Raw genomic sequence first — 24,773 nt, forward strand, 5'->3', positions numbered from 1 at the left:
TGGTGAAACAGCAGCAGCGCATGGGTCATTCCAAAAACATTGTGATGGATGGGCGTGATATTGGCACTACGGTATTCCCCCATGCTACCGTTAAAATATTCATGACCGCCGATCCAAAAGTACGGGCCGAAAGACGCTTTAAGGAAATTACCGGTAAAAATCCCGAGATCACTTTAGAAGATGTATTTGAGAACCTGGCCCATCGTGATTACCAGGACACCACCCGCGAGGAAAGCCCTCTTGTAAGAGCCGATGATGCCATTATATTAGATAATACCGACCTCACTCCCACTGAGCAATTAGAGTTTGCCCTGGATAAGGTTAGGCCCTTTGTTCTGTAAGTTTTTTTGGCGAAAGGATAAAGGTAAAAAGCGAAAGGTTCGTTGTTGAGATATGATCTTATGGCTTTAAAAAATCTCCGTCGATTATAAGCAGTTTAACACCATTGGCTGATACAGACCGGTGCGAACTAAGATCATCAGATACAATATAGGTCATTCCTTTTGTCAGGGTAAAGTCTTCTCCGTTTTGAAGTTCACTAACAAACCCACCTTCTAAACAATGTACAATATGTCCTTTTTGGCACCAGTGATCGGCCAAATAGCCTTTTGAATATTCAACTATACGCATCCTTAGTCCGCCAAATTGCAAAGTTTGCCAGAATGCGGTTCCGCTTTCTCCCTTATGCTCTGTTTTTTCAACTGATGTCCAGTCTATGGTTTGAAATGGGATACTGTACATTTCTCTCAATTATTATCTCAAGCTTATTCTTTCCGTTTAAATCATTGGTTTACCCACGCTACCCCCAAATACAATACCACTACTGTTATAACCTATTGAAGCAATGGAAAAGGATATTATATATTATAATGTGAATGCCAAGGCTGATATTAAAATTGCCATAACGTGGGTTGCCCGTCACCAAACTCATTAATAGAAAACCACCTCCCAGAAAGCTTAACAAATGTAAAATAAGTAAGCCTGAAAAAAACCTTACAATCAACTAGAGTTTTGTATTTACTATTTTACTGGTAAGCCTATCGATGACACCCCAACTAATATAAGCAATAAGAGCATAAAAAACACATCCCCACAATACAAAGCCAACCATCTCGTTTTTGCCGGAAGCGGGCGAGTTATCAAACACTATAACACTTAACACAGCAAGCACAATAAAGCAAAAATTGTATGTTAGTATAAATCGGGTTTGCTTTCTCATCATTTTATCATTAAACCTATCCAATAAACTTTTCTGCTTTAACCCCAAAGTGATTTAAAAAATCAACCCCTTCATCGCTGGTAAGGCCTTTGTACTCGGCGTATGATTTATCAAAATAAACATGTTTGATCCCTGCCGAAAATATAAGCCGGGCACAAGGCAAACAAGGTGATAGCGTAGTGTACAAAGTAGCCCCTTCAAGGCGGGCCCCATTCTTTACGGCATATAATATGGCATTTTCTTCGGCATGCAAAGCAAGCGAACAGCTGCCTTTTGAATCGCGCGGGCAGCCAGTAGCGGGCCATTCCTCATCGCAATTGTGGGTACCTGCCGGCGGCCCGTTATAACCAATGGAAATAATGCGGGTGTCGCGGGTTAAAACGGCACCGACCTGGGCTTTAACGCAATGTGAGCGCTTAGCCAGGTCGGTTGCCAGGTTCATAAAAATATGATCGAAACTTGGTTTTGTTATCATAAGTCAATAGGTCATTAAATGCCATTGGGTCATTAAACCATTCAAAAGAATGATTTAATGACCCAATGATACAATAATTCTTTTTTAAATTAATGCCCGCCTTTTACTTCTACATGGTCAAGGTCAATGCCCTGGCTGCGTAGTTCGCGGCTTACTTTCCAGGCAAAATATGCAAGGTAGGCAAATCCTATTACAGGTACTATGTAGGAGAAATGGATACCGCTCATGCCTTTTACAACATCATTACTGCCATCGGCTATTTTACCCTGCAATGGAGGTATTATTGATCCGCCCAGGATCATCATGATCAAAAATGCCGACCCCTGGCTGGTGTACTTGCCCAGGCCTGTGATAGCTAATGAGAAAATAGATGGCCACATAATAGAGCAGCACAAGCCACCGCTAATGAAAGCGAATGTAGCTACCCTGCCAGTGGTAAATAAACCTACTAACATAAAGGCCATGCCCAGTAAACCCAATACCGATAAAGTACGTGTTGGCTTTTGCTGACCTATAAAGAACGCTACAATAAGTATGGCTACGCAAATAGCATAAACATACAGGTTGCTTACATTAACACCGGTTACCGCGTTCACAAGCAGCACAAGGCCAAATGCAACAAACGGAACTATAATATACAAAATGTATTTAGTTGTTTTTGAAAGATCAAAAGCACCAATAGAACCTGCAAAACGACCGATCATCAAACTGCCCCAATACAGGGAAATATAAGGAGCGATATCAGACTCATTAAATGAACCAAATTCAGGTGTTTTTAATAGGGAACCCATATTACTCTGAATAGTAACCTCAGTTCCTACATAGGTAAAAATAGCTATCATACCCAAAATTAACTGTGGATAATGCATTGCGCCCCAACCTTCGGTGCTGTTTTTGGCGGCAAAAATTGTACCCACCAGGGTAAATAATATAATAGCCAAAGATGCATATACAAAATACTGGCTTGGTATGCCGATGGCATTGCTCAACGGATCGGCAGCAAGTATCAATAAGAACGCCACAAAAATGATGAGCAATGGTGTATTTGCTTTTGAGCTTGATTCAATTTTCTCGTCGCTGGTAACCTTTGGAAGGTTAGAGAACCAGAAGAATATGGCAACAGCTATAAATAAAGCCGCCAGCATATAATACAAGTTATTTATGGATGATATCTTTACTTCCGAAGCCGCTATTTTTGCTGATGCCGATCCAAATAATACAACACTAACTACAATTGGCCCCAATAAAGCACCAATGTTATTAATACTACCCGCAAAATTTAAACGGTTTGAACCCGTTTCTGGTGCACCTAAAGCAACCACAAATGGGTTTGCCGCAGTTTGCTGTAAAGAGAAACCTATTGCTATGATAAAGAAAACTGCAAGTATAAATCCGAATGAACCACTTGCTACAGCAGGTATCATACCTAATGCGCCCACAGCTGATATAACCAGACCTAATATGATACCATTTTTATAACCTAACTTATTCATGATATCAACTTTACTGGCTTGTGATGCAAAATAAAGTATTAATGAGCCAATAAAATATCCGCCATAAAAGGTAAAATCAATTAATTGCGACTCAAATTGAGTTAAACTAAAATGCGTTTTACAGAATGGTATAAAGATACCGTTTGATGCAGCTAAAAAGCCCCAGAAGAAAAATACAGTGATCAGTGTGTATAGTGCTGAGCTGTAACTTTTAGTATTGTTTTGTTCCATCTTTTAATTAGGTTATACGGAATATTATTTTGAATCGATAAACATAATTCAATTTTTGTAAATGTTGTTATACTTTTTCAAATTAAATAAATCACAATAAATAAATCACAATTTTAAGTTTCGTTGTTTAATAGATAAAATTGCATATTCGCAGTGTTCAAAATTGGAACATAAGCCTTAATAATGATAGAAGCTATTATTTCGGGAATAGGGATAGGATTAGTGTTGACGTTTTTGACTGGCCCGGTCTTTTTTGCTCTTATTAAAACCAGCATTGAAAAAGGCTTTCATGCAGGTATTGCCCTTGCTCTTGGTGTAGTTTGCAGCGATGTGGTTTTTGTAGGCGCCATTTTATTTGGTTCGCAGTATTTTGATATTTCCAACCATGCAAAAACCGTAGCTGGTGTTGTTGGCAGCATTATACTATTTAGCGTAGGTGTACGGTACCTGTTTAAAAAAGGCGAAGTTAATTACGAAAATAAGGTACCCTCGGGCATTAACCGGGCGGGCTACTTTTTAAAAGGGTTTTTGATGTGCATTTTTAACCCTACCCTCCTTTTTCACTGGATAACGGTAATTGGTACAGCCAGTACTGTATTTCATGAAGGTGTTGCCCATCGCTCATTTAAAATTGCCGTTATGTTTGCAACCGTACTCATTGTGCAATTTGGAATGGATACCACCAAAGCTTTTTACGCCAATAAACTGCGCGACAAAATATCTGTTAAACTGGTACATCGCCTCAACGAAGTTGCCGGTATAGCGCTCATTATAGCTTCCTTGATCCTGGTAGATAAGTTGGTTACCCATTTTGTATTTTCGGCGCCTGCAGGCTCGTAGGCCACAGAAAGGATTATCATAATTTTCTAAATCAGAACTTTTTGTTATCCTGAGCCTGCCTGCCGGCAGGCAGGGAACGAAGGATCTATTCTGCGACATGCAAAGTTCAAAAACAGATTCTTCGCTATGCTTACTACCCATGGCGTGTTTGTTTTTAGTTCCCCTCTTGAGAGGGGGCGCGTAGGAATCGAGGGTGGAGGGGGTGTGTTTATACGTGCGATGAAAAGGACACATTCCTCCACCCCTCTCAAGAGGGGAATCGCACAGCCTTCCGCCTCCTACGTCATTTAACCTTTAGATACCGCTGCTTTTGATAACTCAGAATGACAACTTATAAACAAAAAAGGCGATAAGTTAAACTCATCGCCTTGAATATTTTGTTCCCACTTCAGGGGGTTAGGGGCATTACATATAAGCTCTTTGGTTTTTACCTTCCATCCAGTTTACAAAGGCGCGGTTAACAACCTTGTTACCACCTGGGGTTGGGTAGTCACCACTGAAATACCAGTCGCCGGTATGATCAGGGCAGGCAATATGCAGGTTATCTAAGGTTTGGTATAAAACTTCAACCTTACATTTTATTTCTTTAGGCGTAATGATCTGTGCAATCCGGTCTGAGATCTGCTGATCGGTAAACAGTTCGTATATCGCTTTTACGTAGTTCTCTACTTCTTCTTTCGGAAGGCTTGCGCTGTCCTTACATTTTTGATAAACATCAAGAATGATATCTTCCCTATCCATTTCTTTCAACAAGCTAATAGCTGCTTCAAAAGCAACAAACTCACCCATACGCGACATATCGATACCATAACAATCAGGGTAACGGATCTGCGGGGCAGATGAAACTACCACTATCTTTTTAGGACCAAGCCTGTCAAGTATCTTCAGGATACTTTGTTTTAGGGTAGTACCGCGTACAATTGAATCGTCAAGTACTACCAGGGTATCCGTATTCTTTTTGATAAGGCCATAGGTAGTATCATATACGTGGGCAACCATTTCGCTACGGTCAGCATCCTGGGTAATAAAAGTACGTAGCTTTACATCCTTTATGGCTATTTTTTCAACCCTTGGTGCAAGCTGTAATACTTCTGTTAACTCTTCCTCACTTATCTTATCCTCGCGGTTAAGCAGTTTATCGCGCTGGTATTTTTTAACGTATTTATGAACGCCTTCCACCATACCGTAAAAAGCAACCTCGGCAGTGTTAGGGATATAAGAGAATACGGTATTTTGTATATCGTGGTCAACCGCGTTCAATATCTGCGGACAAAGCAGCCTGCCTAATTGTTTACGCTCACGGTAGATGGATGCATCGCTACCCCTCGAAAAATAGATCCGTTCAAATGAACAGGCTTTCTTTTCCTTTGGCTCGCTAAACATATCCTCGGTTATTTTACCATTCTTTTTAACAATTAAAGCATGGCCGGGGCGTATCTCTTTAATATCTTCAATAGGAATGTTAAACGCGGTTTGAATAGCCGGACGCTCTGATGCGGCAACAACTATTTCGTCGTTATAATAATAGAATGCAGGTCTGATCCCTACCGGGTCGCGCATTACAAAAGCATCACCATGGCCCAATATACCCGCAATGGTATAACCACCATCCCAGTTCTTGGCCGATTTACGGAGTATTTTAGCTACATCCATATCATTGGCTATCAGCTTACTGATCTCCACATTATCGTCAAGTCCTTCGCGTTTGTACTGATCAAACAGCCCCTGGTTTTCGGTATCAATAAAATGACCCATTTTTTCGAGCACTGTAATAGTATCCGCTTTTTCTTTCGGATGCTGACCCAGATCGTAAAGCTGTTGCAACAGTTCGTCAACATTGGTCATGTTGAAGTTACCTRCAATAACCAGGTTACGGGTTTGCCAGTTGTTTTGCCTCAAAAATGGATGACAGCTCTCAATGCTGTTTTTACCATGGGTACCATAACGCAGGTGCCCAAGCAAAACCTCGCCTGTAAAGCTTACATTTTCCTTCAGCCATTCGGCATCGGCTAATTTTTCGGGACTTTCTTTTTGAATTTCAGCGAATTTTTTCTGAATGTATTCAAAAATATCAGCAACGGCATTTGATGCCATTGAACGGTGACGACTGATGTACCGCTTGCCAGGCTCAATATCCAATTTAATAGTTGCAACCCCAGCGCCATCCTGGCCCCGGTTGTGTTGTTTCTCCATTAAAAGGTAAAGCTTGTTCAGGCCGTACAGGGCAGTTCCGTACTTTTTCTGATAATAAGACAGTGGCTTTAATAGGCGGATAAATGCCACACCGCATTCATGTTTAATCTGATCGCTCATGATTTGGAATGAGGCTGCAAAGGTATCATTTTATAATGAACTATGCTTAAATCAATTGTCATTAAATAGTAGTTTGTGGATAAGTTGCTAAAACGTTAATTCTTTATGCTTAAATCGAGCGTTTTTTTGTCTGAACTGGGATTTGTCTGAACCGGGATTAAACAGATTAAAGGATTACCAGGATTTTCTTTTTTAAATAATAATAATCCCTTAATCCCAAAAATCCTGGTTCAGACAAAATAACCCTACTTACCAAACTCTACCATCTGGTGTAATTTTACCGGGTCATAAACCCTTCCTCCTTTTATTACTACAGAAACTTTACGGAGATCACTGATATTTTTTAACGGATCGCCATCTATAATAATAAGGTCGGCCTGTTTACCCGCCTCAATTGAGCCAGTTTGTTTATCAATCTTCATTACCGTTGCCGGTATAATTGTAGCTGTTTTTAAAGCCTGCAATGGTGTAAGGCCAGCGGCCACGTACAGTTCCAGTTCACGGTCAAGGCTATAACCCGGGAAACCCATATCTGTACCGGCTACAATAGGTATACCGGCGTCATATAGCTTTTTTACAGCTTGCAACATACTGGTCACTACAGGTTTTATTTTAGCAGCCTGCGCGGGCTCGGCCCCCATGTTTTTAAATAAAGCCTGCAATGGCGCGGGCAGGTTGTAAAAAGCGGGTTCAAGTTGGGTTATATCATCCTTTACATTGCGATAGGCAAGTTCATAAACACCTATTGTTGGGTCGATAACTACATTGTGCTGTTTAATAAAATTAATTGCTGCCACATTTGCAGAATCGTCAAAATTAACGGAGCGGTCGGGAGCTTTTTTCATCATGGCATAAACATATTGCATGTGGTTCACCATATTCATGCCCGAGTCTACGCCTTGCTGTAAGGTCATTCCCTCGGGTATATGTCCCGTTACCGAAAGGCCCAAACGATGCGCTTCATCACAAATTGCCTTAACTATTTCAGGTTTTGCCGAACTGTAAATTTTTATCTGTGCAAAACCATTCTCTTTATAACGGTCAACTGCTTTTATCGCTTCTTCTTTGGTATCAGCTTGTATAATTCCCAATGCCCGGGGACCTTTGCCATCAATAATTCCGGCTTTCAATATATTGGGCCCTACTCCTTTGCCACCATCAATAGCGTTTTTAATAGCATTAATATAACCAAACTCGTTACCACAATCCCTCACGGTAGTAACACCGGCAGCCAGATAGGCGGGCCCCCAATCGGCTTGCTCAAAGTGCGAATGCATATCCCATAAGCCGGGTAAAATAGTTTTACCCTGGGCGTTTATTACTTTTGCCCCGGCAGGTATAGTTATTGAACCGGCTTTACCTGTTCTGGTAATGATACCCTTCCTGATCAATACAACTGCATCCGGAATGCCTGATCCGGTAACCACATCAACCAGGGTGCCACCAGTCACTGCAATTGTTTCATCGGCCGCATTGGTTTGCGCGGTGGCTTTGGCAAACAATTGCATACCGTAAACAGCAGCTTTATTAAGCAGTTCCGGTAATAGCGTTTCATAGGGAGCGCTCATCATTTCCAGCTTATCCCCTTCGGCATCGTTGGTAATAAGGCAAATCAGGTTACCTTTACTATCAGCCCATATCAATTCATTACCCCACACCAGTCCGCTAATGGTAAACCTGTCCAGGCTTAATGTTTTGCCATTAAAATCCAGCTTGTCCACCCCTCCTCTTTTTATTTGAACCGAGCCAAATGGCAGGGTATGGATACTTGCGGGTTCATGGTGTTTTTTCCAGTATTGCAGCAACGCCTGTTGTACCGTTCCTGGCGAATACCCCGCTACCGGGAAACTTAAAGGCAACACCTTTTGTGTATATGATGAATCATTCACTCTTACAGATGCTTCATTACCCCGTATGGTCACCTTGTCATCAACCTTAGAGAACCGGGAGGTACTTCCTTTAATGGTAAGCTCCAGCGGATCACCAACCGGATTTACCTTTAACTCAGCCTTTAAAGGCACTGGCGAACCACGATCAACAAATTTAAAATCGATGGTATAATGAATAGCGTCCTTATATTTATGTACGTAATAGGTTTCTTTGCCTATTGGCTGTTCAAACTTATGCAGCAGAAATGTGCCGCTATCGGTTGGAAGATCTGTTTGGGCGCTCGCGTTTAAAAAAAATGCAGAAAGGGCGATGAGGAGTGCAGGATTTTTCATACAGGTGATAGGTATTATAATAGATATATACTTGTTAAGACGATATTTTATCTCCATATGTTACATTGGAGTAACAAAAAGGCCTTTAAAGTCAGTCTCTATTCAATTTATTACGATACAAATTACCAATTAATATTTAATATCCCTGAATGTAATATTAATGCGCGGCCCTGGATCTTTAGCGGTTTTGGGTACCTGGTGCAGCCAGTAATGCTGTGTTTGGCCCTGCATAATTAGCAAGCTGCCATTATTAAGCGCAATGGAGAGCTTAACTTTCTTTTGCTGTTTATGTTTAAACTGAAAAATACGGGTAGCGCCAAAGGAAACCGATGCAATAACCGGATTACCACTAAGCTCCTTTTCATCATCACTATGCCAACCCATGCTATCCTCGCCATTGCGGTAAAAATTAAGTAAGGCCGAATTAAACTGCTTGCCGCATTGCGCTTCCGCGGCTTGTTTTATTTGGAGCAATAGCGGTGTAAATGGTATAGGCGTATTTACCACGCCAGAGTAGGTGTATGTTTTATCCCCGTCGGCATACCAGGAGGTAAGGCGGGGAAAGCTGACCGAGTTTCCATAAATTTTCATCTTATCCTGTTTCCAGAGGATGGTATGTTTCAACTCTTCAAACAGATCGTAAACGCCGTCTTCCTGATAAAAATTGGGGTATAGAAAAACCTCCCCATCAAACGGTAAAATATTTTGAGGGGTTGTATTAAAGATATTTAACTGGTTATCGGCAAAAGGATCCATAATTATATAAAGTCAGGATATAAAACAGGAATCAAAACAACATGTTACTTCTTGTTTCTGTTCAAATATTAGACCAAGTAAATTGTAAACAGTTTAATACAATATGTTTTGATTTCTTGACTCCTATCTCTTGATTCTTACCTCCCCCGCTAACAAAAAAAATCCGGCTTTGCAGCCGGACCTTTAGGTTTATTTAGTTGGTTTGAAATTCAATAATTATAATTTTTCGCCATGCTGGCTGATATCTAACCCCAGCACCTCATCTGCTGCCGAAACTCTTAAGGGAGATATCATATCGGTAATTTTTAATAATAATAAAGAACCGAAAAAAGAAAATATAGATACGCCAACAAGCGCTACCAGTTGAACAAGAAACAAATGTGTTTCGCCAAAGAACAAGCCGTTACCGGTAGTGTTAAGCGCATTTACATGCTGATTGGCAAAAACACCGGTAAGCAACATACCCACCATACCACCTACGCCATGACAAGGGAACACATCAAGCGTATCATCAATAGAGGTACGTGTACGCCACTCAACTACCAGGTTACTCACCACTGCCGATATAATACCTATAGCCAGCGAATGCGGTACAGTAACATACCCTGCTGCAGGTGTTATAGCTACCAACCCAACCACAGCCCCAATACAGGTACCCATAGCCGATGGCTTGCGCCCCTTTAGCATATCAAAAAATATCCAGGTGATACCGCCCGCGGCCGATGCCGTTGTACTGGTGGCCAAAGCTGTAACGGCCAAAGCATTTGCGCCAAATGCCGAGCCGGCGTTAAACCCAAACCAGCCAAACCATAAAAGCCCGGTACCTATCATTACATAGGTAATACGTGCTGGTGAGTGATTAGCTTCGTTACGGCGTTTTAAATATAATGCCGAGGCCAGTGCGGCCCATCCGGCCGACATGTGTACTACGGTGCCGCCTGCAAAATCAAGTACACCTAATTTGGCCAGTATACCATCTGGGTGCCAGGTACAATGCGCCAACGGCGAAAATATAAAAACGGAGAACAGGCAAAGAAATATAATGTAAGAGTTGAACCTGATGCGCTCGGCAAAAGCACCGGTAATCAGCGCCGGGGTAATAATGGCGAATTTTAACTGATACATGGCAAACAACAATAACGGTATAGTTGGTGCCGCTTTCCAGGTGGCATTGCCCAGCATACCCTTCATCATAAAGTAAGTTGATGGGTTGCCTATAAATCCATAAAAGCTATCGCCAAAAGCCAAACTAAAACCAAATATGCCCCACATCACCGTAATAATTACCATACAAACAATGCTTTGCAGCATGGTTGATATCACATTCTTTTTATTGACCATCCCACCGTAAAAGAAGGCAAGACCGGGTGTCATGATCAAAACCAGGGCCGTTGACATCAGCATCCAGGCAATATCTCCTGTATTAAAATTAGGATGACCAGAGTTTTTAAATTCTACCGAAGGAAAAAGAAAGGTTAATGATAAAATGATAAGAATTACTAAGAAAGGAAAATACCGTTTCATGGAATATATTAGAATTGCTTGTAAAACGGCCTGAAAGTATGATTTTAATTATAAAAAAACGAAGAATGTTAGGTTTTTGTTAAAAAATTATGAAAATCGAAAAATTAGAGGTAGTGAAGCACCAAATCAGGGAAAATACCGAGCAAAATCAGCAGAAAACTTATGATGATTGATAAAATCAATAAATTATAAGATTTATTTGAATCTATTTCGCTTATTTCCTTTCTTTTCAGAAATAAGTTAAGTGGGATCTTAATGTAATAAAACAGGGAAACCACGGTAGTTAAAGCCCCCGTAACCATTAAAAGCATTAACCAAATGCTATGGGTTTGCTGGTAAACGCTATATACCGCCGAAAAAACAAACAGTTTACCTGTAAATCCCGCGGTTACCGGCAGGCCGGTTAATGATATTAAAACGATAACAAAACAAACCGAGGCAATAGGATATTTAAGGCCAAGCCCTTTGTAACTGTCCTCATCTTCAGCATCGGCTTCATTGGCAAAATAGGTAGCCAGCATTAGGGCCGCGATATTGGCCAGCGCGTAAACCAGTAAATAATAGGTTAAGGCTGATACCCCTTGTAGTGTTAGTACTACCACAGCCATTAGGGCAAACCCGGTATGGCCAATGCTTGAGTATGCCAGCATCCTTTTAACATTGGTTTGCATAACGGCAGCAAAGTTACCAGCTATCATGGTAATGATGCCGACTATTGATAAGGCTATCCCAATATCAAAACCTGTCCACCTGCCTGAAAGTATGAACGGTGGCAAAAAGTTGATCAATAACGCAAATGCCGCTATTTTGGGTACGGTTGATAAATAAGCCGTTACCGGTGTACTTGCCCCCTGGTACACATCGGGCACCCAAAAATGAGCGGGGACAAATGATAACTTAAAACCAATACCTATCAAAACCAATATCACCGCGAATGATGAGCTAACAGGGTTAACCTTGGATAATTCAATAATATTATTCTGAAAGATAACATCCAACGAACCGCTAAAACCATACAATAGCGARATACCATACAGCATAATAGCCGACGATGCAGCGCCGAACAACACATACTTTAACCCGGCCTCGGTACTGAAAGCATTTTCGGTTCGATAGGCTACCATAAGGTATGATGCGATAGAGACCATTTCAATAGCCAGGTAAATGGAGAGCAGATTTACCGCCATCACCATTAAATGTAGCCCAAATATGGATGCCATAGTGATAGAATAAAGATCAGACAATCCTTTTTGATGGCCGTTCAGCTTTTTATCCCACGTAAAATATAACAACAGAATAAACGATAACAGATCAATGATTAGCTTAAAGAATATGTTGCTGCGGCTCAGCAGCAGCATATTGCTGAATATAAAATGCTGCCCATCAACCACCAGGGCAAACTGCATCAGGTCCAGGTACATCACCAGCACCAGGCCTGCGCAAGCCACGGTACGGCATAAGCCTGTAGATCGTTTTCCAAATATCAGGTCGGTGATCAGTACAATGATGAACAGCAATGTCACATAAACCTCGGGCATAAAATATGTTATGCTGCCAAAAACATTGGATAACTGATCGGATATATGGGGTAGCAGATCGTGCATTTATTTTTATTGAACTATTTAAGCTGTAAAAACTGGATCAGGGTAAGTACCGAATCATTGATCTTATCAAAAACCAATGATGGCATAATACCTAAAGCTATGGCTATTAAAGCTAACGGTGCCAGAGTCAATTTTTCGCGCAGGTTCAGGTCGGTTAGGGCGGTTTTCCAAACAGCGCCCCCTTTTAATGATTCTGCACCAAAAAACATGCGTTGTAGTGTCCATAAAAAGTACGCCGCACCCAACAGTAAACCAACCGCGCCGCAAACAGCCATCCAGTAAGGCAATAGATCATTTACCGTAGGCGATTTAAATGCACCGGCTAACGTGAACGCCTCGGCCACAAATGCCGAAAAACCCGGCAAACCCAATGATGCAAAAAATGCGATCATAATAAAGGCTGTATATTTTGGCATCAGGTTACCCAGTCCCCTGAAATGGTAAATTCCCCTATCGTGCACGCGGTTATAAAGCACACCCACTAAAAAGAATAACATGGTTGATAAAAACCCGTGACTCACCATTTGCATCACCGCGCCACTGATACCCTCGGCAGTTTGTGATGCAATACCTAACAGCACAAAACCCATGTGCGATACGGATGAATAAGCGATCATCCGTTTCAGGTCGCGCTGGGCCAGGGCGTTGAAAGCGCCATATAAAATTGAGATCACTCCTAACAGCCCCAACCAAAAAGCACCGGTAGTAGCTACCTCCGGAAAAATACCTAAGCAGATACGAATAATTCCATAACCACCAATTTTAAGCAGGATACCTGCCAGGATAATGGATACCGGTGTTGGCGCTTCCACGTGCGCATCGGGCAGCCAGGTATGCAATGGCACCACGGGCACCTTAATAGCAAAAGCGATGAACAGCACCACAAAGCCTACCGTACGTGCAGGCATGCCCAATATGGTTTGATGCCCTGCTATGGAGAATATGGATTGCGCGCTATAATTGGCCGGGTTCATCATCTGTACCATGTTAAAGGTATGGTTACCCGTAGCCGGATCGGTAACGGAAAGGTATAAACCAACCATCACCAGCAACATAAACACCGAACCAAATAAGGTATACAGGAAAAACTTAATAGCAGCGTATTCTCTGCGCGCACCACCCCACATCCCGATCAGGAAATATAGTGGCAGCAGCATCAGCTCATAAAACAAGTAGAAAAGGAAGAAATCGAGCGAGCAAAAAACGCCCATAACGGCCATATCCAACAGTAAAAACAACAGGAAGAAACCCTTGAGGTTACTTTTTATTTCCCATGATGATAAAGCGGCAATAACCAATACCAGCGATGTCATGACCAGCAGGGTAATTGATATACCATCAATCCCTACAAAATAATCAATCTGCATTTTGCCCATGCTGCCCAGGTTTAGGGAGATCCAGGGGAGTTTTTTCACAAACTGGAACTGATCTTCGTGGTTAATACCGCCATAAGCAGCACCTGTTTTAAAATGAAGATATATCCATATGCTCATGCCCAGTTGTATCAGTGTAGTCAACAGGGTAATATATTTAAAACTGCTGCGCAATGACGAGGGCAGCAGCATAATGATGAAGCCGAACAGTACAGGTATAAATATGAGTAAGGTTAATATATTCATCAGGTTCAGATCAGTATTTTTAAAATAAACAGCGCCAGCACAATTACCAACATGCTAAACAAATAGTATTGTACTTTACCGCTTTGAAACTTACGTGCAAAATTGCCAATACTTTGCACTATAATCACCATCAAATTCAAAAAGCCATCAACAATATATCGATCAGTAAAGGCTGCAGCTTTTGCAATATAGCTGCTTATCCTGGTTAATAAATGCAGCAGGCCATCAATAACCCTGCGGTCGAACCAAAAGCAGGCGCTTCCCAGCCTTAATACTGGTTTTACTATGGCGCGTTTATATAAGGCATCAATATACCATTGGTTATAGGACAGGCGATATAAAAATCTGCTTTGCGCGAACGAAAACCCATTTGGCTTTACGTAGATGGCGTAGGCAGCGTATAATACAAACAAGCTTAAAATATTTACACCTGCCGGGATAATGGTATGGTATATATTTTCGCGCACCAGGAAATTAGAAGGTTTTAATCCGTTAAAAATCCAGGCTTGTTCATACAATAACGGATGGAGTGAAAACAGAGGGAACAAACAGCAAACAGCCAGTAAAATTAATGGCAATTTGTATTGCCAACCGCCATCGCTGATGTGCAGCTTAATACCAGGGTTATTTTTTAGTAGCCTCAATTCACCAAAAAACACTTTTACAATAAGCCGCGCCACATAAAAAGCGGTGAGCCAGCTGGTAAGCAGAGCCGTGATAGGAATGATCTTCAACCATCCGCTCCGGTTTTCGCTCCATTCAAAAGCCTGGATCAGGATGCCATCTTTTGACAGATAACCCGAGGTAAGCGGTAAACCCACAAGCGCCAGGCCACCCACAATGGCGGCTATAAAAGTAAGCGGCAGCTTTTTACGCAGACCGCCCATGTAGGAGATATCCTGCGGATCGATGTTCAGGCCGTTATCCTCTTTAATGTGCTGCATCTGGTGGATCACGATACCGGCAACCAAAAACAACAGGCACTTAAAAAACGCGTGTGTTGCCAGATGGAACAGTGAAGATGCATAAGCCCCCACTCCCATGGCCAGTATCATAAAGCCTAACTGCGATATGGTGGAATAGGCCAGGATACGTTTCAGATCATTTTGTGTAAGGGCGATGGTAGCCGCCATGAACGCGGTAAAGCATCCGATACAAGCCAATACGGTTAGTTCATTTTCGGTAAACATAGGGTAAACCCTGCCCAGCAAAAACACACCTGCGGCCACCATAGTTGCGGCATGAATAAGCGCTGACACCGAAGTTGGCCCCTCCATAGCATCGGGCAGCCAGGTATGTAATGGGAACTGTGCCGATTTGGCCGCGACGGCTAAAAAAATACCTCCGCAGGCGATGTATTGCCAGATGGCGGGCAGTTGCCCGGTTGGGGCAACCCATAAACCATTATTAATAACCGACTGGGCTATCAATCCCTTTTCGGCAAAAAGTTGAGTGATATCAAAGGTGTGGTATTGAGCAAATAATATGATAATAGCAGTCAGTAGGCCTACATCGCCAATACGGTTTATGATAAAGGCTTTCTTGTTGGCCTGCACAGCTTTATCACGTGTAAACCAAAAGCCGATAAGCAGGTATGATGAAAAACCCACCAACTCCCAAAATGCATAAAACAGCACCAGGCTATCAACCACTACCAGCGCCAGCATACTGAAACAAAAGAAACTGAGATAGGTAAAATAACGGCTGTACCTATCGTCGTGCTTCATGTAAGCGGTGGAGTAAATATGCACCGGCAAGGAAATAACTGATACCAGCAACAACATCAATACCGAAAGATTATTCAATAATACCCCTGCAAAAACCTCGGTTTTGCCAACGGTAAACCAAATATGCTGTGCATGCACCTGGTGATTGTTCCACACCCCGGCAAATACTTTGGCTGATAATATACAGCTCAACAGGATAGCTATCGTTGATACCCAACCTGCAACCTTGCTTTTTACCGGCAGGCAAAAGTTTATTAAAGCGGCAAGCAGCGGCAAAGCTACGGCTGCCACTGTATAGTTTAATATTTGTATGGAATGTAAAAAGTCTTCCAATTTATTTTGTTATAATATTCTTTTAATGGTCAATCCCTCAATTTATTAATATCATTAGGATCAATGGTTTTATATCTCCTGTAAACATTCAATATAATGGCCAATGCTACCGCGGTGGTGGCCGCCGCTAATACAATGGCAAACAGGGCGAAGATCTGTCCGCTGTTGTTTACCTTATCATATTTGCCAAATGCTACCAAGTTTAAAATCGCGGCATTCAGTATCAGTTCAATGCCTATCAGTATCTGGATGGCGTTGTGTTTTGATACGATCATGTACAGCCCTATACAAAATAGCGCCACGCTTACTACCATAAAATCGGTTAATGAGATCATGCTTTGCCCTCCTTACGTGATAAGTGCGCCGCGCCTACCAATGCCATCAGCAATAAAACAGATATAGCCTCAAAAGGCAGTAAATAGCGGGTCATTAAGTTAATGCCGATATTATCAATCATGATCGCATTCGGTGTGATTTCGTTTTTAAGACTTATAGATTCTTTGACCCACGGCAGGTTATCAGCATCGGCCTTCAATACCACATTGAGCAGCACTATAAAAAATAAAGCAGCCAGTAATATGGCAGGCAGTTTAGCCAGACTGAAAAACTTATCCTTTTGCTGCTGTAATACATTCAAGGTTTCTTTACCCGATAGCATAAAAGCAAACAGTATAAGCACCAGTATGCCCCCAACGTAAATCACCACCTGGGTTACGGCCACAAAATCGGCCAGGGCCAATACATATAATCCGGCGAGTGCAAACAGTGTTACAAAAAACACAAATATGCCGCGTACCAGGTTTTTGCTTGCCGCCGCATATAATGCCGAAGCTATAGCAATAAAGCTCAAAAAGTAAAAAAGCACCCGTATTAAAGTCATGCACCGCCCTCCTTTTTTTGCATGGCGGCCAGTTTAGCGGCTTGCTTTTCGGCCTGTTGCTGATCAAACAAAGCGCGCTTTTCGGCAGCAACTTCGGGCGACATGTCTGAGAACTGGTAAGTAAGGTCGCTTAATTGGAATACAGTTTTATCATATTGATTGGTCATTACAATGCACTCCGTAGGGCATACAATGGTACATAAACCACAATACATGCATTTGGCCATATCAATATCAAACTTAGCAGCGTATAATCGTTTGGTGGTACCATCAGAGGTTTGACCTATAGCTTCAGTGGCCTTGATAGCCTCAATATCTATACAGTTAACCGGGCATACCTTGGCACACAGATCGCATACAATGCAATCATCCATTTCCACATCCAACTGGTAGCGGCCTACCTCGGGTACAGGCAATTCCTGTTTGGGGTATTGTATGGTATTGGTGCCTTCCAGTTGTTTAAAGTAATTACTGTCGCTCACGGTAATGATCTTCCTGTCGGCATTTGACGCAAACAAGTGCTTCACGGTAAGGCTTAAACCTTTCCATGCCGTAGTAAAACCGTTGATTAATCTTTTAAACACTGACCGTTGATTTATTTGATTACGTTGATTTTGATTTTTTGCCTGAACCTTGATTTATGGGATTCAGGGATTACCTTGATTTTTTTCTTTTATCTTGATTCTTGACTCTCAATTCTATGCTTTGTCCTTTATCTTTTCATCCTTAATCTTTTATCCTTCCGTCCTTAATCCTTGCTCCCAAAAGCTACATCAGCCACAACCTCCACACGCCTGATATCAGCATACATGCAAAGGCCAGTGGGGTTAGTACTTTCCAGCAAAGGTTCATCAGTTGGTCTACCCGGAAACGGGGCAGTGTCCACCTGATCCACATTTGCACGCCAACCAGGGTTAATGTTTTAAGGGTTACCCATAAAATGCCCCAGGCCATGCCGGTTGTCCACGTTGCCAAATGTACCGAACCTATATTTGGTAATGGCGTGTTCCACGCACCTAAAAACAGGATCACTCCTATCATGGATACCAGGAACATCATCGAGTACTCTGCTAAAAATACTAATGCAAACCTGATGCCTGTAAATTCGGTATGGAAACCTGCTACCAGTTCCGATTCGGCTTCGGGTATATCAAAAGGCGCCCGGTTACTTTCGGCCAGTGAGGCTATAAAATAAATAACAAATGCGATGATCAGATGTGGAGCGCGGAATACATTCCAACAAAAAAAACCACCTGTTGCCGATACATCCCAAAAACCGGCAAACTTTATTGTTTCGGCCGATAAAATACCTTGCTGGGTGGCTACCTCCTGCAGGTTGAGCGTTTGCGCTATCATCACTGCTGATATAATGGCGAAACCGGCAGGGATCTCGTACGAAATGATCTGCGCGGCCGAGCGCATGGCGCCCAAAATAGAATATTTATTGTTTGATCCCCAACCAGCCATCAGGATGCCCAGGGTTTCGATAGATATAATGGCAAAAATATAGTATACACCCAGGTTTATTTTTGAAGGGATAAGGCCTGGCGCCCAGGGCAGCGCTGCAAAACCCATATAAACAGCAATAAAAATTATTGCAGGCGCCAGCATAAACAGCCATTTATCGGCAGCTGCCGGAATGATCAGTTCCTTCTGGATCATCTTCAATATATCGGCCAGGGTTTGGAGCGAGCCAAATTTACCTGTTTCTGTTGGGCCAAGTCTGTCTTGTATAAATGCCGAAATTTTTCGCTCGGCGTAAACACCAAACAAAGCAAAAAAGGCCGCAAAACTAAACAACCCAATTGCTACAACAAAATATGTAAAATAAAAACTCAAGGGTTCGTTTGCTTTAAATGCAAACTTAATAAATGTTATAATATTTTAGGCGATAAGTTATATTAAGTTGATAGGCTAAGTTGGGTGATGAACGTCATGTTATTTTGTCTGAACCGGGATTAAACAGATTTTTAGGATTTAAGGATTTTTATCTTCTTGACTTTAAATCAAATCGTAGAAATCCTTAAATCCCAAAAATCCCGGTTCAGACAAAATCCCACCTCAACACTCCGTCTTCACCAGATCATTTGCTGATACAAAGGTTGACTTTACAGGAGCCGAGAAAAATAATGAGGCATGATGATCAAAATCGGCGGTATCATCAGTAGTAGTATAAAATTTGTTAATGCCGTTTTTACTTAACTTAGTTTCTATCTCAGGATGCCGCTTCAAGTAATCAACCAAACTACCGGCCACAATATCACCCTGGGAAACTACCTTAACATGTGCTGGCAGGTTGGCTTCTATTTTTTGTTGAATTAACGGATAATGAGTACAAGCCAACAAAATGGTATCAATTTGCGGTGATTGAGCCATAACCTGATCCAGGTACTGTTTCACAAAATAATCGGAACCGGGTTGGTCGTACTCACCATTTTCAATAAGCGGTACCCATAAAGGGCAGGCCTGCTGATAAACTTTTATATCCGGAAAAAACTTTTCTATTTCTAAAAGGTATGAGCCCGAATTTACGGTTCCTGTTGTACCCAGCACACCTATCTCTTTTGTTTTGGTATAATCGCCAATAACTTCGGCCGTTGGTCTTATAACGCCTAAAACCCTTTTTGAGGGATCAGCATTTTTAAGATCCACTTGTTGTATAGTACGCAGCGCTTTGGCTGATGCCGTGTTACAGGCCAGTATAACCAATGGGCATCCCTGATCAAAAAACCATTGAACACACTCCCAGGTGTATTGATGAATGGTGTTGAACGAGCGGTTACCATATGGCGCACGGGCATTATCGCCCAGGTATATGTAGTCATATTCAGGAAGCTGTTCAATAATTGATTTAAAAACAGTAAGGCCGCCATAGCCCGAATCGAAAATACCAATAGGTTGATGCATATACACAAAAATAAAAAAAGCGTCCAGTATATACAGGACGCTTTTTTATAAATGACTAATAATTGATTTTACTTTAATCCAAGTTTAAGCTTTACAGCTGCCATCAGGTCATCAGCATCAGGAGATACCAATAAACTTACTTGTGAAGAATCTAATACATAAGCGTATCCTTTTTCTTTAGCAACAGCGTTTACAGCAGCAGTGGCTTTATCAATAAGTGGTTTACCTAATTCTTGTCTTTTAGCATCAACTTGTTGTTGTGCATTGTTTTGATAATCCTGCATACGTTTTTGTATATCCTGTAATTCCTGACCTTTTGAAGTACGGATAGCATCAGTCATGGTAGCACTGTTTTTTTGAAACTCCTGACCTTTTGTAGTATACTCATTGTTCATGGTAGTAAGCTGGTCGATGAAAGTTTTTTGGTAAGCCTGCATTTGGGTTGTTACAGTCTTAGTTTCAGGCATCATGTCAATCAGCTGGTTAAAATTAATATGGCCAATTTTGGTTTGCGCATTGGCAAAGTTGCCCGCAAATATCATACCTACTGCAACTAAAGCAACTTTAAATAGTTTTTTCATTTTTCTTGTCCTGTGTTTAATAATAGTTCTGTTTATTTATTCGAAAATTTATTTAGCAAATACTCCGGGTTTAAGCCCTAATTTTGTTATTACATCAGCGCTTTTATCATAACGCGGATTAGCATACAGCATCATTACTTCGCTGTTTTTGTCAAATACCATATCCAGGTTATCACCTTCGGCCACTGCTTGTACAGCTTTAGACACGCGATCCTGAATTGGTTTAATCAAGGAACCACTCTTTTGTGAGAGCTCGCCATCAGGTCCGAATTTTTGACGCTGAAAATCCTTCGCGGCTTTTTCTTTGTCTACAATTTCGGCCTCCCGGCGTTTTTTCATATCGGCCGTCATTAAAACCTGATCGGCCTGGTACGCTTTGTACAGGCGGTCAATTTCCTGAAAACGACCGTCAACTTCTTTTTGCCACTGATCAGATAAAGCTGCCAGCTGTTTTTGCGATGAAGCATACTCCGGCATATGTTTTAATATATATTCCGAATCAACATAAGCAAAACGCTGCGCGTAAGCTCCGGTGATTGCTGTTAACGTTAAAAACGCTATTAAAATTATCTTCTTCATATATCGCTGTGCAAATTAATTAAATCCACCGGATAAACTCTGAGAAATTGTAAAATGGAATTGTCCCCTGTTTGCATCAGGTGCTCCTGGTATTTTATCAAATCCGTAGCCATAATCTAATCCAAGCAATCCAAATATAGGTAAAAATATTCTCGCTCCAACCCCAACTGAACGCCTCACGTTAAACGGATTAAACTGACTAAAGTTGTTCCAAACATTACCACCTTCGGCAAATGCCAGCAAAAATATAGTTGCCGACTGGCTTGCAATAACCGGGTGGCGCAGCTCAAGCGTATACTTATTGTAGATGGTGCTACCTGTATTTGTATTTTGATTTTCGGTTGAACCCTCAGGAACTATCGAGAAGTTTTGATAACCCCTTAACCCGATAATTTCACTACCCTGTAAAAACTGGTAGCTCTGCATACCATCACCACCTAATTTAAAGCGCTCAAACGGCGAAGGCCCCACATCTTTATTATACATACCCAGGAAGCCGAACCTTACCTGCGACATCAGCACAAACTTGCCAACCAGTTTAGAAAACCACTGCGCATCATATTTAACCTTATAATACTCCACAAAATGATAGCGCTCCTCGGGGGTTGCAATTTTGTAGTTAACATTATTAAATAATGAATATGGTGGCGTGGCTTGTACAGTAAATTTAATATTTGATCCCTGTGTTGGGAAAATAGGCGCATCAATTGAGTTACGGCTTAATTCCTGTGTTAACTTGATATTGTATGATGTACCATTGGTAAACAAGTAACCGGTATAATTATCCAGGTTATAATGGTCAACATTCAATGAGTAATTTAACTGGAAGTAGTTATCGGGCCATTTTAAACGTTTACCCAATGTTACACCAACACCGTTTATACGCAGGTTATTGTAATAAGGGCTTGTTTTAGGATAGTATTGCCCGGTTGAACTACCTTGTGTATATGCTGATAACGCAAAGTAGATTGGTTTTTTACCACCTAACCATGGTTCAGAGAAGGTGAACGAGAAGTTCTGGTAGGTTCTTCCGCTCGACTGGCCCCTTAAGCTTAGTTTTTGTCCATCGCCTTTTGGCAGTGGTTTATATGCTTTAAGGTTGAAAATATTCCTTAAAGAGAAGTTGTTGAACGTAAGCCCCAGTGTACCCACCAGCTGCCCGCCACCAAAACCGCCCGATAGCTCGATCTGATCTGATGGTTTTTCAACAACGTTGTAAACCAAATCAACAGTACCATCCTGCGGGTTAATGTTAACCGGTTTAGGCTCTGTTTTTTGTTCATCAAAGTTACCCAGCTGGCCAATCTCGCGCGAGCTGCGGATCAATAAATCTTTATTGAATTTTTGGCCCGGTTTGGTTTGAATTTCACGCATAACCACTTTATCGTTGGTTACATCGTTACCTTTTAAGCTTACACGGTTTATAGTATACTGAGGCCCTTCATATACACGTATATCCAGGTCAACAGTATCGTTGTATACTTTTACCTGTACAGGATCGGCGGTGTAGGTTAAATAACCATCATTAAGGTAAAGCGAAGAAACATCATCGTTACTTGGCGTTGGGCCAACCAGCCTTTTATTTAACTCATCTTCGCTAAACACATCGCCTTTTTTAATGTGCAGTATCCTGTTTAATAAATCAGTTGAGTATTTGGCATTGCCTGACCACTTAACATCACCGAAGTAATATTTAGGCCCTTCATAAACTTTAAGTTTTATGTTAACAGTATTGTCGTCATGCTTCCAAACAGAATCACTTACCAATTCGGCATCGCGATAGCCTTTGCCCTGCATCGATTCAACCAGGCTCTGCTTATCTTCTTCGTATTTATCCAGTTTGAATTTTTTAGAACCAAACAGGTTATACCATTTTTTTTCGCGGGTCTTTTTCAAAAACTTCTTTAACTTTTTATCGCTAAATGCTTTGTTCCCTTCAAAAGTAACTTCGTTTATTTTTACTTTGGTTTTTTTATCAATAGCCACATCCAGTATCACACTATTGGCATCTCCGGGATCTTTACGCTGGGTAAGCTTAATTGTGGTATTATAAAAACCCTTTTCGTTAAAGTGTTTCTTAATAATAGCAGTAGTGGTAGTTATTAAATTTTCATTTACAATTTTCCCTGTTCTGTCGTTCAGTTTTTTCTGTACATCTTCAATTTCGCCCTTTCGTATCCCGGTTATATGCATACGCGAAAGGCGCGGCAGTTCTTTCACTGCAATTTCCAGGTAAATGGTATCCAGGTTAATTTTTGTAATGTTTAACTGTACATCATCAAATAAACCTTCTTTATATAAGGCTTTTATTACTTCGGCATTACGTTCGCCCGGTAAGTTGATACGATCACCTTTGGTTAATTTTGAAAGTTGTATCAAAATATCTTTATCCAGATACTTTGCACCACTAACAGAAATGCCCCCAATAATATAGTCCCGGGGATTAAGATAACTTAAACTATCAGCCGGTATCGATTTTGTCAGTGGTGACCTCGGAATATTGGAAACCTGGGCCAGCGCTGCGGTACCAAAAACAGAGAGAAGAATAGCAAAAAGAAATTTATACATTCGAATATTTTAGTGGGCTAAAAATAATTTATACAGTTGTTAAAAAGTGTTAAAAGTAAAAATTTAGTTAACTTGCTCACTTGTCATACCAAAACGGCGCTCCCGTTTCTGATAATCAAGTATCGCTTCGTACAAATCTTCCTTCCTGAAATCGGGCCAAAACTTAGGTGTAAAATACAATTCAGCATAGGCAATTTGCCATAATAGATAGTTACTAATGCGGTATTCGCCGCTGGTTCTTATCAGCAATTCGGGATTTGGCATATCGCTGGTAAATAAATTGTTCTCAAAAACTTCTTCGTTAATATCGGCTATGTCCAGTTCGCCGTTTTGTACTTTAACAGCTATATTTTTAGCTGCACGCACAATTTCGCGCCTTGAACTATAGCTCAATGCCAGTGTAAGGACTACTCCGGTATTACCTGCGGTTTTTTGCATAGCAGCGCTAAGTTCTCTAAAACATTTTGCAGGCAGCATGTCCAGATCACCAATTGCATTAAGCTTGATATTATTTTTCATAAATCCGGCTATCTCCTTATGAATGGTGCTTACCATAAGTTCCATAATAGCCATAACCTCTAATTTGGGGCGGTTCCAGTTTTCGGACGAAAACGTATATAGGGTAATATATTTTATGCCTAATTTATCGGCACCTTCAACAACATCCCTAACAGATGTTACTCCGTTATGATGACCAAACACTCTTAATTTGCCTTTTTCTTTTGCCCAGCGGCCATTGCCATCCATAATTATGGCAACATGCTGCGGTAACTTTAACAAATCAATCTGATCCAAATATCCCATACTATTTATTATCAAAAGCTGCCCTTGAGTGCCTGTAAAAAGACATGCTTATGCTTTAGTTTATCAATGCTATGTCTAATAAAATATTTGCTTTAGAC

The 24,773-nt window shown here is 41.3% G+C and carries 21 protein-coding genes; 2 read left to right on the forward strand and 19 right to left on the reverse strand.

Going from position 1 to position 24,773, the window contains the following annotated elements:
• Positions 1–341: (d)CMP kinase (locus AC1DRQ_RS21165; RefSeq protein WP_477426711.1), on the forward strand; the 341-nt coding region annotated here is incomplete at its 5' end.
• 58 nt (positions 342–399) lie between these two features.
• Here the strand turns inward: AC1DRQ_RS21165 and AC1DRQ_RS21170 are convergent.
• From AC1DRQ_RS21170 to AC1DRQ_RS21180, 3 genes are all read right to left on the reverse strand, one after another.
• Positions 400–741 (reverse strand): DHCW motif cupin fold protein, encoded by a 342-nt coding sequence (locus AC1DRQ_RS21170; RefSeq protein WP_477426712.1) that lies wholly within the window; start codon positions 739–741, stop codon positions 400–402.
• Between the two features lie 494 nt (positions 742–1,235).
• Positions 1,236–1,694 carry a deoxycytidylate deaminase gene (locus AC1DRQ_RS21175; protein ID WP_429394615.1) on the reverse strand — a complete coding sequence of 153 codons (459 nt, stop codon included), beginning with the start codon at positions 1,692–1,694 and terminating at the stop codon, positions 1,236–1,238.
• Positions 1,695–1,783: 89 nt separating this feature from the next.
• Positions 1,784–3,418 (reverse strand): MFS transporter, encoded by a 1,635-nt coding sequence (locus AC1DRQ_RS21180; RefSeq protein ID WP_477426713.1) that lies wholly within the window; start codon positions 3,416–3,418, stop codon positions 1,784–1,786.
• Between the two features lie 183 nt (positions 3,419–3,601).
• Here AC1DRQ_RS21180 and AC1DRQ_RS21185 point away from each other — a divergent pair, with 183 nt between their 5' ends.
• Entirely contained in the window at positions 3,602–4,258 is a 657-nt protein-coding gene (locus AC1DRQ_RS21185; protein ID WP_429394611.1) for a LysE family translocator, read from the forward strand.
• 405 nt (positions 4,259–4,663) lie between these two features.
• Here the strand turns inward: AC1DRQ_RS21185 and AC1DRQ_RS21190 are convergent, their stop codons facing one another.
• The 16 genes from AC1DRQ_RS21190 to AC1DRQ_RS21265 form a co-directional block, all read right to left on the reverse strand.
• A complete protein-coding gene (locus tag AC1DRQ_RS21190; protein ID WP_477426714.1) occupies positions 4,664–6,571 on the reverse strand; it encodes an amidophosphoribosyltransferase in 1,908 nt (635 codons plus the stop codon).
• A 245-nt stretch (positions 6,572–6,816) separates the two neighbouring features.
• Positions 6,817–8,793 carry an amidohydrolase family protein gene (locus tag AC1DRQ_RS21195; RefSeq protein WP_477426715.1) on the reverse strand — a complete coding sequence of 659 codons (1,977 nt, stop codon included), beginning with the start codon at positions 8,791–8,793 and terminating at the stop codon, positions 6,817–6,819.
• A gap of 129 nt (positions 8,794–8,922) precedes the next feature.
• On the reverse strand, positions 8,923–9,549 hold the full coding sequence (locus AC1DRQ_RS21200) for an alpha-ketoglutarate-dependent dioxygenase AlkB family protein (RefSeq protein ID WP_429394604.1): 627 nt from the start codon (positions 9,547–9,549) through the stop codon (positions 8,923–8,925).
• Positions 9,550–9,765: 216 nt separating this feature from the next.
• A complete protein-coding gene (locus tag AC1DRQ_RS21205) occupies positions 9,766–11,073 on the reverse strand; it encodes an ammonium transporter (protein ID WP_429394602.1) in 1,308 nt (435 codons plus the stop codon).
• 104 nt (positions 11,074–11,177) lie between these two features.
• A complete protein-coding gene (locus AC1DRQ_RS21210) occupies positions 11,178–12,677 on the reverse strand; it encodes an NADH-quinone oxidoreductase subunit N (protein ID WP_477426716.1) in 1,500 nt (499 codons plus the stop codon).
• Between the two features lie 14 nt (positions 12,678–12,691).
• Positions 12,692–14,296 carry a complex I subunit 4 family protein gene (locus AC1DRQ_RS21215; RefSeq protein WP_477426717.1) on the reverse strand — a complete coding sequence of 535 codons (1,605 nt, stop codon included), beginning with the start codon at positions 14,294–14,296 and terminating at the stop codon, positions 12,692–12,694.
• A 5-nt stretch (positions 14,297–14,301) separates the two neighbouring features.
• Positions 14,302–16,356 (reverse strand): NADH-quinone oxidoreductase subunit L, encoded by a 2,055-nt coding sequence (nuoL, locus tag AC1DRQ_RS21220; RefSeq protein WP_477426718.1) that lies wholly within the window; start codon positions 16,354–16,356, stop codon positions 14,302–14,304.
• A gap of 29 nt (positions 16,357–16,385) precedes the next feature.
• A complete protein-coding gene (nuoK, locus tag AC1DRQ_RS21225; protein ID WP_477426719.1) occupies positions 16,386–16,691 on the reverse strand; it encodes an NADH-quinone oxidoreductase subunit NuoK in 306 nt (101 codons plus the stop codon).
• Complete coding sequence (locus AC1DRQ_RS21230; RefSeq protein WP_477426720.1) at positions 16,688–17,236, reverse strand: NADH-quinone oxidoreductase subunit J family protein; 549 nt, start codon at positions 17,234–17,236, stop codon at positions 16,688–16,690. The genes nuoK and AC1DRQ_RS21230 overlap by 4 nt, the downstream gene beginning before the upstream one ends.
• Positions 17,233–17,820, reverse strand: coding sequence for a 4Fe-4S dicluster domain-containing protein (locus AC1DRQ_RS21235; protein ID WP_477426721.1), 588 nt, complete (start codon positions 17,818–17,820; stop codon positions 17,233–17,235). The genes AC1DRQ_RS21230 and AC1DRQ_RS21235 overlap by 4 nt, the downstream gene beginning before the upstream one ends.
• 184 nt (positions 17,821–18,004) lie before the next feature.
• Positions 18,005–19,075, reverse strand: a complete 1,071-nt coding sequence (locus AC1DRQ_RS21240; RefSeq protein WP_429394585.1) for a complex I subunit 1/NuoH family protein — start codon at positions 19,073–19,075, stop codon at positions 18,005–18,007.
• Positions 19,076–19,297: 222 nt separating this feature from the next.
• A complete protein-coding gene (gene murI, locus AC1DRQ_RS21245) occupies positions 19,298–20,143 on the reverse strand; it encodes a glutamate racemase (protein ID WP_429394583.1) in 846 nt (281 codons plus the stop codon).
• Positions 20,144–20,211: 68 nt separating this feature from the next.
• Entirely contained in the window at positions 20,212–20,724 is a 513-nt protein-coding gene (locus tag AC1DRQ_RS21250) for an OmpH/Skp family outer membrane protein (RefSeq protein ID WP_429394581.1), read from the reverse strand.
• 48 nt (positions 20,725–20,772) lie between these two features.
• Positions 20,773–21,303, reverse strand: coding sequence for an OmpH/Skp family outer membrane protein (locus AC1DRQ_RS21255; RefSeq protein WP_477426722.1), 531 nt, complete (start codon positions 21,301–21,303; stop codon positions 20,773–20,775).
• A gap of 15 nt (positions 21,304–21,318) precedes the next feature.
• Positions 21,319–23,871 carry an outer membrane protein assembly factor BamA gene (bamA, locus tag AC1DRQ_RS21260; protein WP_477426723.1) on the reverse strand — a complete coding sequence of 851 codons (2,553 nt, stop codon included), beginning with the start codon at positions 23,869–23,871 and terminating at the stop codon, positions 21,319–21,321.
• A 63-nt stretch (positions 23,872–23,934) separates the two neighbouring features.
• Complete coding sequence (locus AC1DRQ_RS21265) at positions 23,935–24,675, reverse strand: isoprenyl transferase (protein ID WP_429394573.1); 741 nt, start codon at positions 24,673–24,675, stop codon at positions 23,935–23,937.
• Positions 24,676–24,773 lie beyond the last annotated feature (98 nt).

It is taken from the genome of Mucilaginibacter sp. P4_E8 (assembly GCF_056401495.1).